This window comes from Rathayibacter sp. Leaf296 (assembly GCF_001423045.1).
Classification (GTDB): domain Bacteria; phylum Actinomycetota; class Actinomycetes; order Actinomycetales; family Microbacteriaceae; genus Rathayibacter; species Rathayibacter caricis.
Genome location: NZ_LMNR01000001.1, coordinates 824,995 through 840,677 on the forward strand (window position 1 = coordinate 824,995; position 15,683 = coordinate 840,677).

A 15,683-nucleotide genomic window follows, 5' to 3' on the forward strand; every position below is an offset into this window, starting at 1 on the left:
GCCAGCCGGCGACCGGGATGCTCGCAGAGTGACCAGCGTCGATCCCCGGACCCACCGCGCCCCCGTCCTGCCCCGGTTCGCCTTCGGCGGCGACTACAACCCCGAGCAGTGGCCCCGGGAGGTGTGGCGCGAGGACGTCCGGCTGATGCAGGAGGCGGGCGTCTCGATGGTGACCCTCGGCGTCTTCTCCTGGGGTCTCGTCGAGACCGCCGAGGGCGTCTTCGACTGGGAGTGGCTCGACGAGATCGTGGGCCTGCTCGACGAGGGCGGCATCGCCATCGACCTCGCGACCCCGACCGCCGCACCGCCGAGCTGGCTGCTCGCTGCGCACCCCGAGATCTTGCCGGTCGACGCCGACCTGCTGCCGATCCACCCCGGCGGCCGCCTGGGCTGGTGCCCGAGCTCGGCCGTCTTCCGCTCCCACGCCCTCCGCATCGCCGGTGCGCTCGCCGAGCGCTACGGCCGCCACCCCGCGGTCGCCCTCTGGCACGTCTCGAACGAGCTCGGCGGCGGCAACCGGCACTGCTGGTGCGACGAGTCCGCCGCGGCCTTCCGCCGCTGGCTCCGCGACCGCTACGGCACCCTCGACGCCCTGAACGCGAGCTGGGGCACCGCGTTCTGGGGTCACCGCTACTCCGACTTCGAGCAGATCCTCCCGCCGCGCGGATCGCGGGCGATGCACAACCCGGGACTGCAGCTCGACTTCGACCGTTTCTCCTCGGACGAGCTGCTGGCGCACTACCTCGCCGAGAAGGACACCCTGCGCGCCGCCGGCGTCGAGACTCCGATCACCACCAACTTCATGGTCGGCCAGGGCCCCGACGTCGTCGACTACGCGCGCTGGGCGCCTCACTGCGACATCGTCGTGAACGACCACTACACGACGGGAGCCGATCCCCGACGCGAGCAGGACCTCGCCTTCTCGGCCGATCGGATGCGCGGTCTCACCGCGGACCGCGCCCCGTGGCTCCTGCTCGAGCACTCGACCGGAGCGGCGAGCTGGCAGCCGCGCAACCGCGCGAAGGACCCGGGCGAGATCCTCCGCAACAGCCTCGCGCACATCGCCCGCGGCTCCGACGGGGCGATGTTCTTCCAGTGGCGCGCGTCGACGGCGGGTGCCGAGCAGTTCCACTCCGCGATGCTGCCGCACGCCGGCACCGGCACGAAGATCTGGCGGGAGGTCGTCGAGCTCGGTGACGTGCTGCAGCGCCTCGAGCCTGTGCTCGGCACGCGGGTCGAGCCGGCACGGGTGGCCCTCCTGCACGACGACGAGGCGGGCTGGGCGTTCTCGTCGGGACTGAAGCCGCACAACCGGCTCCGCTGGGCCGAGCAGGCCCGTGCCTGGCACCGGGTGCTCTTCGACCGCACCGTGCTGGTCGACGTCGTGCCGCCCTGGCGTGATCTCTCGGGGTACTCGCTCGTGGTCGTCCCCGCGCTCTTCCTCGTCTCGGACGAGACGGTCGCGGCGCTGACGGCGTTCGCCGAGGCCGGCGGCACGGTGATCGTCACTCCGCTCTCGGGCATCGTCGACCCCGCGAACCGCGTGCGCACGGGGCTCGCGCCCGGCGCCTTCTCGGCGCTGCTCGGCGCCGGCTCCGAGGAGTTCGGCCCGCTGCAGGAGGGCGAGACCTTCGAGCTCGACACCGGCTGGCGCGGAGCGGAGTGGACCGAGCGCGTCCACGCCGTCGACGCGGAGGTCGTCGCCCGCTACCGCGGCGGGGTCCTCGACGCCCTCCCCGCCGTGACCCGCCGCCGGATCGGCGCGGGCGAGGCCTGGTACGTGTCGGCGCTGCTCGACGACGACGGGATCGGCGGTCTGCTCGACCTGCTCGATCCCGCCCTGACCGCCCCGGTGCTCGATGCGCCGCGGGGCGTGGAGGCGGTGCGGCGGGAGGGGCCCGCCGGCCGCTTCCTGTTCCTCCTCAACCACACCGACGAGGCGGTGACCGTGGAGGCGAGCGGACGCGATCTCGTCTCGGGCGACGAGGCCGACGGCTCCGTCGGAATCCCGCCCGGCGGCGTGCGCGTCCTCGCCCTGCGCGCCGGGGGTCTCGCATGAGCGTCCGGATGCTCCGCTCGGCCGGGACGGCGCTGATCGTCGCTCTCCGCGAGGAGGGGCTGCCCGAGATCCTGCACTGGGGCCGCGACCCCGGGCCGGTCGACGCCGAGGCGCTCGCCGCACTCGACGCCGCCTCGGTCCGCCAGGTCCCCTCCAGCGCCCTGGACGCCCCGTGGCCGCAGACGATCCTGCCGGGGGAGCAGGACGGCTGGCAGGGCCGGCCGGGTCTCGCCGGGCACATCGCCGGCGAGCCGCTGCTGCCCTCCTGGCGCGTCGTGTCGCTCGAGAGCGACGAGCGCTGCCTCGTGCTCGAGGCCGTCGCCGACGAGCTCGCGCTCTCGTCCTCCTTCCACTTCGACGACGCCGGGGTGCTCGTCGTGACGCACGCCCTCGCGAATCGCGGCGAGCGCGTGCTCGAGCCGTCGATCCTCGAGGCGACCCTGCCGCTGGACGCGCGGGCCGTCGAGTTCCTCGACCTCTCGGGCCGCTGGACCCGCGAGCGCTCGCCGCAGCGGCGCCCTGTGTCGCACGGCAGCATCGTGCGGGAGTCGCGGCGCGGCCGCACCGGGCACGACGCCCCCACGCTCGCGATCGCGGGCACCGCCGGCTTCGGCGACCGCAGCGGCGAGGTGTGGGGCGTGCACCTGGCCTGGAGCAGCGACTCCGTGCACCGCGTCGACCGGCTGCCGGAGGGGCGCGGCGCGCTCGGCGCCGGCGAGCTGCTGCGGGCCGGCGAGATCGCCCTCGGCCCCGGCGAGCGCTTCGAGGCCCCGGCCGCGCACTTCGTCTGGAGCGAGGCGGGACTCGACGGCCTCTCGCGACGGCTGCACGCCTCCCTCCGCGCCCGGACCGCGCACCCGAGCACCCCGCGGCCCGTCCACCTCAACACCTGGGAGGCCGTCTACTTCCGGCACGACCTGCCGACCCTGATCCGCCTGGCCGATGCGGCCGCCGAGATCGGAGTCGAGCGCTTCGTCCTCGACGACGGCTGGTTCGACGGACGGCGCGACGACTCCGCAGGGCTGGGCGACTGGACCGTCGACGCGGAGGTGTGGCCGGAGGGCCTGCATCCGCTCGTCGAGCACGTGCGCGGCGCCGGGATGCAGTTCGGGCTGTGGGTGGAGCCCGAGATGGTCAGCCCCGGCTCGAGGCTCGCCCGGGAGCACCCGGACTGGCTGCTCGAGTCGCCGCGCCGGGCGCGGAGCTGGCGCAACCAGCACGTGCTCGACGTCGCGCGCCCGGAGGTGTCGGCGCTGCTGCTCGAGCGGCTCTCGTCGCTGGTCGAGGAGTACGCGATCGATTACCTCAAGTGGGACCACAACCGCGATCTGCTCGAGGCGGTCCACGCGGGACGGGCGGGGGCGGATGCGCAGACCCGCGCGGTCTACGCCCTGCTCGACGCGCTGCGGGAGCGGCACCCCGGGCTCGAGATCGAGTCCTGCGCCTCCGGAGGCGCCCGCGTCGACCTCGGGATCCTCGCGCGCACCGACCGGGTGTGGGCGTCCGACACCAACGATCCGCTCGAGCGCCTGCGGATCCAGCGCTGGACCGAGCTCCTCCTGCCGCCCGAGCTGATCGGCAGCCATGTCGGCCCCGAGCGGGCGCACACCACCGGGCGGACGGCCGAGCTCGCGTTCCGCATGGCGACGACGCTGTTCTCCTCGCCCGGCATCGAGACCGACATCACCGGCTGCAGTGCCCAGGAGCGGACGGCGCTCGCCGCGTGGATCCGCTTCTACAAGCGCGTTCGACCGCTCCTCGCGACGGCCGAGCTCGTGCACGGCGACACGGCCGACGACGGCTCGGAGCTCACCGGAGCCGTCTCGCCCGACCGCCGGCACGCCGTCTACCGTCTGGCGCGCTCGAGCACCGGAGAGGACGCCGTGCCGCCGGCCACCCGGCTCGTCGGGCTCGACCCGTCGCTCCGGTACCGGGTGCGGGTGGTCGAGGAGCTCGCGCCCGAGCGCTTCCTCGACGCGGTGCCGCCGGAGTGGACGCGCCGCGGCGAGGTCGTGCTTCCGGGTGCGCTGCTCGCCGAGGTGGGCCTGCGGACCCCGCTGCTCGCGCCGTCCTCCGCCCTCGTGCTCGAGGTGGAGGCCCTCGATGGCCGCTGACACCGCGGTCCGCCTCGCCGCCGAGCTCGAGGAGCGCGCCCGCGAGCTGCTGCCCTGGTTCGTCGCCGAGTACTACGGGGCGGTCGCAGGAGGGGCGCTCGAGCGCGACGCCGACCTCGCGGCCTGGGACGCGGTGCGCTTCCGCCCCGCCGCCCTGCACGGAGAGCCCGACGCCTCGATCGCCACGACCGTCCTCGGCACGCCGATCGCCGGCCCGGTGATGATCGCGCCGATGGCGCAGCAGGTGGCGGCCGACCCGCGCGGCGAGGTCGCGACGGCGGAGGCGGCGGCCCGCGCCGGCACGCTGCTGGGCGTCTCGACCAACACGGCCGTGCCCTTCGAGCGCGTCACCGCCGAGGGCGCGCCCTGGTGGTTCCAGGTCTACCTGCTCGCCGACCGCGACGTGACCCGGGCCCTCGTCGAGCGCGCCGCCGCCGCGGGCGCCCGCGCGCTGATGCTCACCGTCGAGACGCCGGTGCTGCGGGAGGAGCGCCCGGGGACCGAGCCGCTCAGCTGGCCCGACGTGCCCGGCCGGGCGCGCCTGGGCAACCTGACGGCCGCCGAGCGCGAGCGGGTGCTGCACCGGCCGGTCCCGCATCCGGGGCTCGCCGACATCCCGTGGCTCGCCGAGGTCTCCGGACTCCCCGTCGTCGTGAAGGGCGTGCTGCGCGGCGACGACGCTCGCCGCGCGGTCGACGCGGGCGCCTCCGCGGTCGTCGTGTCGACCCACGGGGGCCGGCGGATGGACGGCTCGATCACCGCGGTCGCCGCTCTCGCCGAGGTGGTCGAGGCGGTCGGCCGCGACGTCGAGGTCTTCGCCGACAGCGGCGTGCGCTCGGGGAGGCACGTGCTCGCGGCACTCGCGCTCGGCGCCCGGGCGGTGTTCGTCGGCCGCCCGGTGATGTGGGCGCTCGCCGCGGGAGGGGCGGACGAGGTCGTCCGCTACCTCGCGGTCCTCGACGCCGAGTTCCGCACGATGCTGCGGCAGTCGGGCGCCGCGTCGATCCGGGACCTCGGCGGACTCGCCGTGCCGCCACCCGAGTGGCGGCGCTGACCCCGGCTCAGCGCTCGGGGACCCGCACGAGCAGCGAGCCCGGATCCACGCGGATCCGCACGGCCGAGGCCAGCCCGAAGCCGTCGCCGTCCAGCTGGATCTCCTGCGGCTCCTCGACCCGGATGCGCACGTCCTCGCCCTTGAGGTAGATCACGTCGCGGGCGTCCTCGCGCAGGTCGATGAGCTTGCGGCCGGCGGCCGAGCGGCGCAGCACGCCGTTCTCCCACGTGATCGTGTTCCACACCTTGAGCCAGCCCAGCGGGCCGCGCGGCCGCAGCGCCACGATGTCGAGCACTCCGTCGTCCGGCTCCGCGTCCGGGATCAGCAGGATCCCGCCGGGCAGCACCCCGCAGTTGCCGACCATGACCGAGTGCACCGAGACCGTGCGCGAGGCCGCGCCGTCGATGGAGTAGCGCAGCTTCACCGGCTGGAGCTCGGCCAGCGCGCGGACGCCGCCGTCGACGTACGCGAGCCAGCCCACCGCCTTCTTCAAGGCCGTGTTGGTCTTCGCGATCATCTTCGCGTCGATGCCCAGACCCGCCATCACCAGGAACACGTTCTCGACCCGCTCGCCGTCCGGACGCTCGAGCTCGACCACGCCGGTGTCGATCCGGCGCTCGCCGCCGCCGAACGCGACCCGCACCGCCTCCTCGAAGCCCAGGGGCAGGCCGAGGTTCCGTACGAGCAGGTTGCCCGTGCCGAACGGCAGCACGGCCAGGGCGGTGCCGGAGCCGCGCAGCCCCTCCGCGACCGAGCGCACCGTGCCGTCGCCTCCCGCGGCCAGCACGACGTCGACCCCGGAGGCGGTCGCCGCGCGGGCCTGCGTCGCTCCGGTCTCGGACGGGGTCGTCTCGAACCAGACGGTCGGCGCCCAGCCGTGCTCCTGCTCGGCCGTCGCCACGAGGTGCCGCAGCCGCGCCTGGTCGCCCTTCGAGGGGTTCACGACGACCGCCGCGCGCCTGGATCCGGTCTCCGTCATGGAGGAACGGTAGCGGGCTACGGCGCCGCTCCGGCTGGGAGGGCTACACCCCGGCGGTGGTGCGGGCGCGACGCGCGCTCTGGCGGTCGTGCTCGGCGCCGAGCAGCGCCCGCGTCTGCGGCGTCCCGAGGAGCTCGATCAGCACGTCGACCTCCTCCTCGAGGCGCTCGGCGTGCACGAGCGGATCGGTGCGCAGCAGCCGCTTGGTGGCGGCGGCCACGTGGGCGGGACGCGCGGCCAGAGCCCTGACACGCTCGTCGATCCGACCCGCGAGATCGGCGCGCGGCACGATCTCGGTGACGAGCTGCCACTCCAGCGCCTCGATCGCGCGGACGGGACGCCCCGAGAGGGTGAAGTCGAGCGCGCGGCGGCGGCCGATCGTGCGGGGGAGCGAGACCGTCACTCCGCAGTCGGGGACGAGCCCCACGTCGCCGTAGGCGCTGAGGAACACCGCTCCGGGAGTCGCGACGACGATGTCGGCCGCGAGGACGAACGCGATGCCCGCACCGGCCGTCATCCCGTCGACGGCGCAGACCACCACGGCGTCCGTCTGCTCCAGCACGCGGAACACCTCGGCCGACACCGTGGCCAGCTCGCGGAGGTACAGCTCGGGCTCGGCGGCCCCCATGATCGCCGAGACGTCGCCGCCGGTGCAGAACGCCCGACCGGCCGCCTCGATCACGATGACCGTGCAGTCGGGATCGGCGTCGAGCTCGAGGACCGTCTCGAGGAGCAGCGAGGCGAAGCCGAGGTCGATCGAGTTGAGGGCGTCGGGGCGGTTCAGCACGACGCGGGCGATCGGGCCGTCGCGGGCGACGAGGACGGGAGCGGTCGAGTCGGTCATGCGGTGGTTCCGTTCGGGGGCGGGGCGGGGGAGGGGACTCACAAGATTCGCAGCAGTGCCCCCGATCGGATGGCACTGCTCGGTCGATCCCCAGGTGGGGAGGCCGGGATGCGCGCCCCGGCTAAACTGCCGGGGTGATTGATTCCGTACTTCTCCGCGAGAACCCGGACGTCCTCAAGCGCTCGCAGGAGGCGCGCGGCGACTCCGTCGAGCTCGTCGACGAGGCCCTCGAGGCCGACCGCGTGCGCCGCGCGGCGATCACCGAGGCGGAGCGGCTGCGCGCCGAGCAGAACGCCTTCGGCAAGACCGTCGCGAAGGCCCCGAAGGACGAGAAGGCCGCCCTCGTGCAGGAGGCGCAGCGCCTCGCCGCCGGCGCCAAGCAGGCCCAGCAGGAGGCGGCGGAGGCGGACGAGCGCTTCACCTCGCTCGTGAAGCGCATCGCCAACCCGATCATCGACGGCGTGCCGGCCGGCGGCGAGGACAAGTTCGAGCTCGTGAAGACGGTCGGCGAGCGCCCCGTCTTCGATTTCGAGCCGCGCGACCACCTCGAGATCGGCGAGCTCCTCGACGGCATCGACATGCAGCGCGGTGCGAAGGTCAGCGGCGCGCGCTTCTACTTCCTCAAGGGCCTCGTCGCCCGCCTCGAGATCGCCCTGATGAACCTGGGCCTGGAGCGCGCGCTCGAGGCCGGCTTCACCCCGCTGATCACCCCCACGCTGGTGCGGCCCGAGATCATGGACGGCACCGGGTTCCTCGGCGAGCACGACGACGAGGTCTACCGCCTCCGCGACGACGACCTCTACCTCACCGGCACCAGCGAGGTCGCGCTCGCCGGCTACCACAGCGACGAGATCCTCGACCTCGCCGGCGGAGCCAAGCGCTACGCCGGCTGGAGCACCTGCTACCGCCGCGAGGCCGGCTCGGGCGGTCGCGACACCCGCGGCATCATCCGCGTGCACCAGTTCAACAAACTGGAGATGTTCGTCTACACGCTGCCCGAGGACGCGGAGGCCGAGCACGAGCGCCTTCTCTCCTACCAGGAGGGCATGCTGCAGAGCCTCGGTCTGCACTACCGCGTGATCGACACCGCCGCCGGCGACCTCGGCCAGAGCGCCGCGCGCAAGTTCGACGTGGAGGCGTGGGTGCCCACCCAGGACGCCTACCGCGAGCTCACGTCGACCTCGAACTGCACCACGTTCCAGGCCCGCCGCCTCGACACCCGCTACCGCACCGAGTCGGGGAAGACCGCTCCCGTCGCGACCCTGAACGGCACGCTCGCGACCACCCGCTGGATCGTCGCCCTGCTCGAGACGCACCAGCGCGCCGACGGCTCGGTCGTGGTCCCGGAGGCGCTGCGCCCGCACCTCGGGGGCCTCGAGGTCCTCGAGCCGGTCGCCACGGCATGAGCGCCGCCTCCGGTCGTCGCCTCGTCGCGCTCGACATCGACGGCACCGTCATGCACGAGGACGGCACCATCACCGACGCAGTGATCGACGAGATCCTGCGGGTCCAGCGCCAGGGTGACGAGGTCATGCTCGCCACGGGCCGCTCGCCCGCGTCGACGCTGCCCGTCGTGGCGCGCCTGGGCATCGCTCCGGAGTACGTGATCTGCTGCAACGGCGCGGTCACCCTGCGCCGCGACGAGGGCGTCGAGGGCGGCTACCGCCCCGAGATCGTCAAGACCTTCGACCCCACGGAGGTGCTGCAGAACATCTTCCGCTTCCTCCCGGAGGCGCACTACGCCGTCGAGGACGAGCACGGCGCCTTCTTCTACACCGAGGCGTTCCCCGGAGGCGCGGTGATGGGCGTCGAGACCACCCACGTCCCGTTCGAGGAGCTCCTGGGCCGTCTCTGCACCCGCGTCGTCGTCATCTCGCCCGAGACCGGCATCGACGAGTTCTCCGGCCTCGTCGAGAAGATGGGCCTGCACCAGGTCAGCTACGCCATCGGCTGGACGGCGTGGCTCGACATCGCTCCCCACGGAGTGAACAAGTCGACCGCCCTCGAGGTCGTCCGCGAGGAGCTGGGCATCGACCGCTCCGACGTCGTCGCCCTGGGCGACGGCCGCAACGACATCGAGATGCTCACCTGGGCCGCCGAACACGGCGCCGGCCTGGCCATGGGCCAGGCGCCCGACGAGGTCCGCGCGGTCGCTTCGGCCGTGATCCCCCCGGTCGAGGAGGACGGCGTCGCCGCCGCCCTGTCGGCCCTGCGCTGACCCGCGCCGTCCCGAACCGAGGCCGGGAGCGCCCGCCGACGGCCCTCAGCGTCGCCGCGACGCTCCCGCCCTCGGTTACGAACGCGGTCCCCGCCCGCGGGACGCCTGTCGGTTACCATCGACTGTCGCGCCCCTCGGGAGCGCGGCCGGGAGGGCTGTCCGAGCGGCCGATGGAGCCAGTCTTGAAAACTGGTGGGCAGAGATGTCTCGTGGGTTCGAATCCCACGCCCTCCGCCGGATCACGCGGGAGCGCGACGTCCGCCACGGGAGCGCAGCCCGCGGCGGGACGCCCCTTCCCTACGCGCCGCAGCCTCCGATCGTGTAGTCCGAGAAGGCGGTCAGCGTGATGGCCGCCACCGTCTCCGTGGTGCTCGCGACCCGGAACCAGAGGGTGCGCCCCTCGGGTCCCGTCAGCGAGTAGAGACCGTCTCCGGCGACCGGCGCCTCCTCGACGAGGTCGGGGTAGGCGGCGAGGAGCTCCTCCCGGGTCGAACCGGTCGAGACTCCCTCCGCGGTGCGGGGCAGTGCTCCTCCGAGCTGGACTCCCTCGTCGCTCGGGTAGTCGGCGACCACGATGCCGTCCACGGCACCCGCCTCGTCGGAGTCCACGCCGACGAACGAGCGGTCGTTGCCCGGCAGCTGCCGGTAGTCGGCCCGGCACTCCTCGACGCCGAAGTCGAACGGCACGAGGTCCGTCGTGTCCAGCGCCGCGGTCGCCGACGCCGTCGTGCCGCCGAAGGCGATCGGGCCGACACCGTCGAAGCCGAGGGTCCAGCTGCCGGCATCGACGGCCGTCGGGGTCGGCGTCGGCTCAGGTTCCGCGGGCGGTGCCGGCGCGGTCGTCGGAGTGGGAGTCGGCGTGGGAGTCGGAGTGACGGTCACCGTCTCGACCGGAGCGGGTGCGGAGACCGGGCCGGGGAGGACGCCCGTCAACGCGAGGGCGACTCCGCCGCCCGAGACGAGCAGTGCGGCCACGACGAGGCCGATCAGCAGGGAGGCGCGACCGCGCAGCGACGGCCGGGCGCTCCCGGCGCGGGCGTTCTCGACGATCATCGCGCGGAAGGCGCGATCGCGAGCGGGATCGATGACGGGCTTGTCGTTCATCGGGCACCTCCATCGGTGGCGGCGTCGGCGGTGAGGTCGGCGATCAGGGCGGCGAGCTTCGCCTTGGAGCGGGAGAGGCGGGACTTCACGGTCCCGACGGGGACGCCGAGCACCGCGGCGGCCTCGGCGACGGGCATCTCGGCGACGACGCAGAGCGAGAGCACGTCCTGATCTCGCCGGGAGAGCCCGGCGAAGGCGTAGCGGATCGCCTCGCGGAGCGGCGCGTCGTCCATCCGCCGGTCCAAGTCGTCGGTGAATTCGCCGTACTCCTCGTGCAGGGGGAGCCGGCTCAGCGCGATCCGGTGCCGGCGACGGGAGCGGTCCACGTTGCGGGCGACGTTGTTCGTCGTGGCGAGCAGCCAGGGCAGCGGCGACCCGTCGACCAGACGGATGCCTGCGCGCTTGCGCCAGGCCTCCAGGAAGACGAGGGCGGCGATGTCCTCGGCGTCGTGCAGGGCGCCGGTATGCCGCAGCGCGTGCCAGAAGACGCGGTGCCGGAAGGTGTCGTAGAGCCGGCCGAAACCGTCGGGGTCGCCCGCGAGCACGGAGGCCCAGCTGGACCCGGCGGTGTCCCGCGGCGGTGAGGAGGTGGTCATGTCCAGGTATGTCCGTTCGCCGGGATCGGTTCCACGCTACCGGCGTGTCGCGATCCGCTCCCGCCCGACGGGTCGCGGGATCCCGCCTCCCCGACCGTTCCGCAGCCCGCCGGGTACTATGTCCCGACGCGCACACGCCGGTGGCACCCCGCCCGGCTGCGGCGCGCAGGAATCAGGCAGCACCCAGCACGCGAACGGGAGACGGATGCTCAGGACGCGCCCTTCGACGGATCGATCCGCCGCGGACGAGTCGGCGCGGTCCCCGCGTCCCTACGTCCGGCACGGTCGGCAGAAGCGGCACAGCGTCCCCCGCACCCTCGTGAAGGCCGCCGCAGCGGTCTCCGGAGTCGGCATCGCCGCCTCGATCTCCGTCGTCGCGATCGCCGCGACCCTCCTCGTGCAGTCCGCGCAGCCCTCCGTCGATCTGCACCCCATCGCCGCCGGGTCCAGCGTCGGGGCCGCAGGAGCGGCGCCCGAGATCGGCGCCCTCGAGGGCGGCTTCAACGTCCTCGTCGTGGGCAGCGACTCCCGTCAGGGGCAGGGAGACGCCTACGGCGACCCCGACCAGGAGACCAGCGTCCTGAACGACGTCAACATGCTCCTGCACGTCTCCGCCGACCACACCAACGCCACGGTCGTCTCCTTCCCCCGCGACATGTACGTCGACATCCCCTCCTGCGTGAACGCGGCGACCGGCGAGCCGATCCCCGAGCGGTTCGACACCAAGATCAACGAGGCGATGGGCAAGGACGTCAGCCTGGGCTGCGTCGCCGGAGTGGTCGAGGATCTCATGGGCGTGCGCGTCGACTACGGAGCGGTCGTGCAGTTCAACGGCGTCATCGAGATGTCGAACGCGGTCGGCGGGGTCGAGGTCTGCGTCGCCACCGAGATCGCCGATCCGTACACCAACACCTACCTCACGCCCGGCACCCACTCTCTGGAGGGCATGGCCGCGCTGCAGTTCCTCCGCAGCCGCCACGGCATCGGCGACGGCAGTGACCTGACCCGCATCAGCAACCAGCAGGTCTTCCTCTCGTCGCTGGTGCGCGAGATCAAGAGCGCCGACACCCTCCTGAACCCCGTCGCCCTCTACGGCCTGGCCAAGGCGGCGCTGGGCAACATGACGCTCTCGACCGAGTTCAACAACGTCAACACGATGGTGCAGATGGGCCTCGCCCTGAGCGATGTGGACCTCGCCGACGTGGTGTTCGCGCAGTACCCGACGGCCGGGACCTACGGCGGAGTCGTTCCCGAGCGCACCGCGGGCGACGTGCTCGCCACCGCGCTGCAGACCGACCAGCCGATCGCGATCACCGGGGGCACCGGCGGCGGCGCCGTCGTCGAGGGAGCGCCCGCCGCTCCGGCGCCCGCGCAGTCCGAGATCCCGGCGGGTCCCGCGACCGCCGAGCCGCTCGCGACGGCGGAGGCGACCCCGGGCACCCCGGTGCCGGCTCCCGCGGGCGAATCCAAGGTTGCGCTGCCAGACTCGGTGACCGGCCAGAGCGCCGACCAGCAGACCTGCTCGGTCGGATTCTTCGGCTGAGCCGAGGCGGGCCCGGTCCCCGGGAGACGCCCCTCCTCGAGCGCCCGACCGCCGGGGAGGAGCACGGAGCGACTCCCGCGGCGACACCGAGAGGGAGACCCATCCGATGAGCGAAGCCCCGTCGCGCAGGACCGCCGCCCGCCACGGCCGGCTGCGCCCGCAGAGCGGTCTGCGTCGGCTCGGCCGGATCCTCGCCGCCTGCGTCGGCGTCGGCGTGCTCAGCACGGTCTGCATCGTCGCGATCGCCGTGTCGATGATCGCCGGGAGCGCCCGCCCCTCCGTCGACCTCGAGGCCGGCAGTCCGGTCCCCGAGATCGGCGCGATCGAGGGCGGCGTCAACATCCTCCTGGCCGGCAGCGACAGCGCCGAGGGGTCGGAGGCGGGCGCGTTCGGCGACCGCACCGAGAACCTCAACGACGTGACGATGCTGCTGCATATCTCCGAGGATCACTCCTCGGTCGAGGTGGTCAGCTTCCCGCGCGATCTGTACGTGCCCATCCCGTCGTGCACCGATCCCGAGACGGGAGCGGTGACCGAGGCGGTGAGCTCCGAGAAGATCAACCAGTCGCTCGAGTCCGGCGGGCTCGCCTGCACCGTGCAGACGGTCGAGCAGCTGACCGGGCTCGAGATCCCGTACGCGGCACTCATCCAGTTCGACGGCGTCATCGAGATGTCGAACGCGGTCGGCGGAGTCGACGTCTGCGTCGCCACCCCGCTCGAGGACGAGTACACCGGGCTGACCCTCGCGGCCGGCACGCACACGCTCGTCGGGGCCGAGGCCCTGGCGTTCCTCCGCACCCGCCACGGCGTGGGCGACGGCAGCGACCTCACCCGCATCTCGAGTCAGCAGGTCTACCTCTCGTCGCTCGTGCGCAAGGTGAAGAGCGCGTCGACGCTCTCGAACCCGGTCGCCCTCTACGGTCTCGCGAAGGCCGCCGTCTCGAACATGCAGCTGTCCACGTCGCTCGAGAACGTCAACACGATGGTCTCGATCGGCCTGGCGGTGAAGGACGTCGACCTCGCCGACGTCGTCTTCGTGCAGTACCCCACCTTCATCGAGGGCAACGGCGTCTACCCGAGCGAGGAGGCGGCGGCGACGCTGACCGCGGCGCTGCAGGCCGATCAGCCGATCGCGCTGACCGGCACGACCGGAGGCGGCTCGGAGGCGGCCGGCGGCGCGACGCCCGCCCCGTCCGACCCGGCGTCCGAGGCTCCTCCCGCGGTGGAGCCGCCCGATGCCGCCTCCGACACCCCGGCGCCGGAGGGGACCGCCGTCGTGCTCCCGAGCGACGTCACCGGCCAGACCGCGCAGCAGGAGACGTGCACCGTCGGCCGCACCCTCGACGAGCAGTAGCCCGCGCCGGCGGTGTCGTCCCGGTGCGCCGCGTACGGTTATGATGGTCGTCGTGCGTTCGCCCTGCGGGCGCTCGGGAGTCGTCGCATAGTCCGGTCGAGTGCACCACCCTGCTAAGGTGGAGAACCCTTTATTGGGTTCCGTGGGTTCAAATCCCACCGACTCCGCACCTCTCGAAAGCCCTGCTCCGGCGGGGCTTTCGTCGTTCCGGCGCACCCTCCCCGAGGCGGCGCCGATCGGCGGGCTACCCTGATCGGATGCAGATCCTCGACGCCCTCGCCTCCGCTCCCGCCCGCCGCGACGTGCAGTCGATCCGGGGAGCGCTCGCCGAGATCGGCGTCGGCGACGACGTGCGGATGCTCATCCGCTCGCCCCGCTACGGCCTCTACGGCATCGAGGGCGTCGTCGGCCGCGCGGTGGGCGGCGAGCTCGTCATCGCCGACGTGTTCCTCGGCACCGGCACCGAGGTGCAGAGCCTGGCGCTGGCGGCGGCGCCCGAAGCGCCGGCGGGGGCGCGGTCGGTCGACGGGCTGCAGCACGGGGATCCCGTGCGCGTCACGTTCTCGACTCCGACGCTCGGCACCTTCACCGTCAGCGGACCGCTGACCGCGGGCCAGGACGAGCTGCTGCTGGTCGGCAGCTGGATCGTGGCGAACGGCGGAGAGGTCGCGCCGCGAGTCGAGTCGGTCGAGCGGCTCGAGCTGTCCGTCCACAGCGCGCACGTGCCCTCCCCGCGCGCGGCGAAGGCGGAGTAGCACCCGCTTCCGCGGGACGCCCCGAGGGGGAGGGAGAGCGGACCTCACCCACGGGACGACCGACGGGATCTCCGGCCGGTCGGTGGTGGCGGTCAGTCGGTCTCGGTGAGGTGCACCGTCACGACCGAGGTCGTGGATCCGCCGGGCGTGGTCACCGTGATGGTGAGGAGGGCCTGGGCGGGGCGCTCGCTCGACGACAGGTTCTGCGTGTTGACGGCGAACAGGGCGACGCCGGTCGCGCCGGTCGTGATCGTCGCGGACGGGTGCGGACTGCTCTCGGGTCCGCCGTTCGACGGTGCCGGAGAGGCGTAGACGCCGAGGAGGTCGCCGTCGCGGTTGCGACCGGTCGCGACGACCGTGACGGTCGCGTTCGCGACGGCGGCGCCGGACGCGTCGGTGACAGCTACGGGCAGATCGTAGGAGCGCCGCTGGGAGTTCGAGTTGCCGCTGCCGTAGTGGTGATCGCCCTTCCAGGTGGTGATCACGGTGCCGTCCGCGGGCGAGACGGACGGAGTACCGCCGGATGCGGCGGCCAGGGGTGCGGCGATCGCGACCGCGATCGTGGGGACGGTCCAGGTCGCGCCGACGAGGACCGTCCGGCGGTGGATCGTGGCGGGAGTGGCGTGTGAGGGGGGTCGGGTCATGGTGGTCTCGCTCTCGTGCTCTCGGGTAGGGCCACACAAGAATGGGTTCCCGGGAGCGACTCGACTCGTCGGGCGAGGACACTGGCGTGATCGAGGTGGAGAGATGGCGCGAGGCATCGACGAAGGACCCCGGATCGAGATGATCCGCGAGGGAGATGAGCGATGCTCAGGGATCAGGATGCCCGAGTGGGGGGAGCTCCGTCCCCTGAGGCGCGATCCGCACCGGGATCGGCCGGAGACGGACCCCCCGGGGGGTCCGTCAGTTCTGGCAGTGCGGGCACCAGTAGGTGACCCGCAGCTGCAGCTCGCTGTCGCCGAGCTCGCCCTGCCTGATCGGCGTGCCGCAGCGCCGGCAGGGCCTGCGGTCGCGCCCGTACACCCAGAGCTGCTGACCCGGGCGGAGGTTGCCGGTCGTGGTG

General features: G+C 73.3%; 13 protein-coding genes and 2 tRNA genes. 10 read left to right on the forward strand and 5 right to left on the reverse strand.

All coding sequences use genetic code 11. The features are described 5' to 3' along the window. Positions 1-28 precede the first annotated feature (28 nt). From ASF46_RS03715 to ASF46_RS03725, 3 genes are read left to right on the forward strand one after another with little or no spacing between them, the layout of a single operon-like run. Positions 29-2,059, forward strand: a complete 2,031-nt coding sequence (locus ASF46_RS03715; RefSeq protein ID WP_235576844.1) for a beta-galactosidase — start codon at positions 29-31, stop codon at positions 2,057-2,059. Further along, a complete protein-coding gene (locus ASF46_RS03720; protein ID WP_056866472.1) occupies positions 2,056-4,173 on the forward strand; it encodes an alpha-galactosidase in 2,118 nt (705 codons plus the stop codon). Before ASF46_RS03715 ends, ASF46_RS03720 begins: the two co-directional genes overlap by 4 nt. Further along, positions 4,163-5,227, forward strand: a complete 1,065-nt coding sequence (locus tag ASF46_RS03725) for an alpha-hydroxy acid oxidase (RefSeq protein ID WP_056866473.1) — start codon at positions 4,163-4,165, stop codon at positions 5,225-5,227. The genes ASF46_RS03720 and ASF46_RS03725 overlap by 11 nt, the downstream gene beginning before the upstream one ends. Positions 5,228-5,234: 7 nt before the next feature. On the opposite strand, the gene ASF46_RS03730 is transcribed toward ASF46_RS03725, so the two are convergent. Together ASF46_RS03730 and ASF46_RS03735 are read right to left on the reverse strand one after the other, a co-directional pair. Further along, positions 5,235-6,206 (reverse strand): diacylglycerol/lipid kinase family protein, encoded by a 972-nt coding sequence (locus ASF46_RS03730; RefSeq protein ID WP_157602192.1) that lies wholly within the window; start codon positions 6,204-6,206, stop codon positions 5,235-5,237. A 43-nt stretch (positions 6,207-6,249) separates the two neighbouring features. Next, on the reverse strand, positions 6,250-7,050 hold the full coding sequence (locus ASF46_RS03735) for an enoyl-CoA hydratase/isomerase family protein (protein ID WP_056866474.1): 801 nt from the start codon (positions 7,048-7,050) through the stop codon (positions 6,250-6,252). A gap of 134 nt (positions 7,051-7,184) precedes the next feature. On the opposite strand from ASF46_RS03735, the gene serS reads away from it, so the two are divergent. From serS to ASF46_RS03750, 3 genes are all read left to right on the forward strand, one after another. Continuing rightward, positions 7,185-8,456, forward strand: a complete 1,272-nt coding sequence (serS, locus tag ASF46_RS03740; RefSeq protein ID WP_056866475.1) for a serine--tRNA ligase — start codon at positions 7,185-7,187, stop codon at positions 8,454-8,456. Then, positions 8,453-9,268, forward strand: coding sequence for an HAD family hydrolase (locus tag ASF46_RS03745; RefSeq protein ID WP_056866476.1), 816 nt, complete (start codon positions 8,453-8,455; stop codon positions 9,266-9,268). Before serS ends, ASF46_RS03745 begins: the two co-directional genes overlap by 4 nt. Positions 9,269-9,417: 149 nt before the next feature. Further along, a tRNA-Ser gene (locus tag ASF46_RS03750) sits at positions 9,418-9,502 on the forward strand. A 63-nt stretch (positions 9,503-9,565) separates the two neighbouring features. Here the strand turns inward: ASF46_RS03750 and ASF46_RS03755 are convergent. Beyond that, a complete protein-coding gene (locus ASF46_RS03755; protein WP_056866477.1) occupies positions 9,566-10,372 on the reverse strand; it encodes a hypothetical protein in 807 nt (268 codons plus the stop codon). After that, complete coding sequence (locus ASF46_RS03760) at positions 10,369-10,968, reverse strand: RNA polymerase sigma factor (protein ID WP_056866478.1); 600 nt, start codon at positions 10,966-10,968, stop codon at positions 10,369-10,371. The genes ASF46_RS03755 and ASF46_RS03760 overlap by 4 nt, the downstream gene beginning before the upstream one ends. A 319-nt stretch (positions 10,969-11,287) precedes the next feature. Between ASF46_RS03760 and ASF46_RS03765 the strand changes: the two genes are divergently transcribed. The 4 genes from ASF46_RS03765 to ASF46_RS03780 all read left to right on the forward strand — a co-directional run bounded on the left by ASF46_RS03765 (position 11,288) and on the right by ASF46_RS03780 (position 14,620). Continuing rightward, entirely contained in the window at positions 11,288-12,511 is a 1,224-nt protein-coding gene (locus ASF46_RS03765) for an LCP family protein (protein WP_235576845.1), read from the forward strand. A gap of 106 nt (positions 12,512-12,617) precedes the next feature. Continuing rightward, the gene (locus tag ASF46_RS03770) at positions 12,618-13,865 is read left to right on the forward strand and encodes an LCP family protein (RefSeq protein ID WP_056866480.1); all 1,248 of its coding nucleotides are present in this window, start codon (positions 12,618-12,620) and stop codon (positions 13,863-13,865) included. Between the two features lie 76 nt (positions 13,866-13,941). After that, positions 13,942-14,032 (forward strand) — tRNA-Ser (locus ASF46_RS03775). A gap of 90 nt (positions 14,033-14,122) precedes the next feature. Continuing rightward, positions 14,123-14,620, forward strand: coding sequence for a hypothetical protein (locus ASF46_RS03780; protein ID WP_056866481.1), 498 nt, complete (start codon positions 14,123-14,125; stop codon positions 14,618-14,620). 92 nt (positions 14,621-14,712) lie between these two features. On the opposite strand, the gene ASF46_RS03785 is transcribed toward ASF46_RS03780, so the two are convergent. After that, positions 14,713-15,264, reverse strand: a complete 552-nt coding sequence (locus ASF46_RS03785; RefSeq protein ID WP_056866482.1) for a hypothetical protein — start codon at positions 15,262-15,264, stop codon at positions 14,713-14,715. Positions 15,265-15,683: the final 419 nt, after the last annotated feature.

Bases quoted from the DNA above. Each gene is read 5' to 3' on its own strand.
- ASF46_RS03720 (WP_056866472.1), top strand. From the start codon at position 2,056: ATGAGCGTCCGGATGCTCCGCTCGGCCGGGACGGCGCTGATCGTCGCT.
- ASF46_RS03725 (WP_056866473.1), top strand. From the start codon at position 4,163: ATGGCCGCTGACACCGCGGTCCGCCTCGCCGCCGAGCTCGAGGAGCGC.
- ASF46_RS03730 (WP_157602192.1), bottom strand. From the start codon at position 6,206: ATGACGGAGACCGGATCCAGGCGCGCGGCGGTCGTCGTGAACCCCTCG.
- ASF46_RS03735 (WP_056866474.1), bottom strand. From the start codon at position 7,050: ATGACCGACTCGACCGCTCCCGTCCTCGTCGCCCGCGACGGCCCGATC.
- ASF46_RS03745 (WP_056866476.1), top strand. From the start codon at position 8,453: ATGAGCGCCGCCTCCGGTCGTCGCCTCGTCGCGCTCGACATCGACGGC.
- ASF46_RS03755 (WP_056866477.1), bottom strand. From the start codon at position 10,372: ATGAACGACAAGCCCGTCATCGATCCCGCTCGCGATCGCGCCTTCCGC.
- ASF46_RS03760 (WP_056866478.1), bottom strand. From the start codon at position 10,968: ATGACCACCTCCTCACCGCCGCGGGACACCGCCGGGTCCAGCTGGGCC.
- ASF46_RS03770 (WP_056866480.1), top strand. From the start codon at position 12,618: ATGAGCGAAGCCCCGTCGCGCAGGACCGCCGCCCGCCACGGCCGGCTG.
- ASF46_RS03780 (WP_056866481.1), top strand. From the start codon at position 14,123: ATGCAGATCCTCGACGCCCTCGCCTCCGCTCCCGCCCGCCGCGACGTG.
- ASF46_RS03785 (WP_056866482.1), bottom strand. From the start codon at position 15,264: ATGACCCGACCCCCCTCACACGCCACTCCCGCCACGATCCACCGCCGG.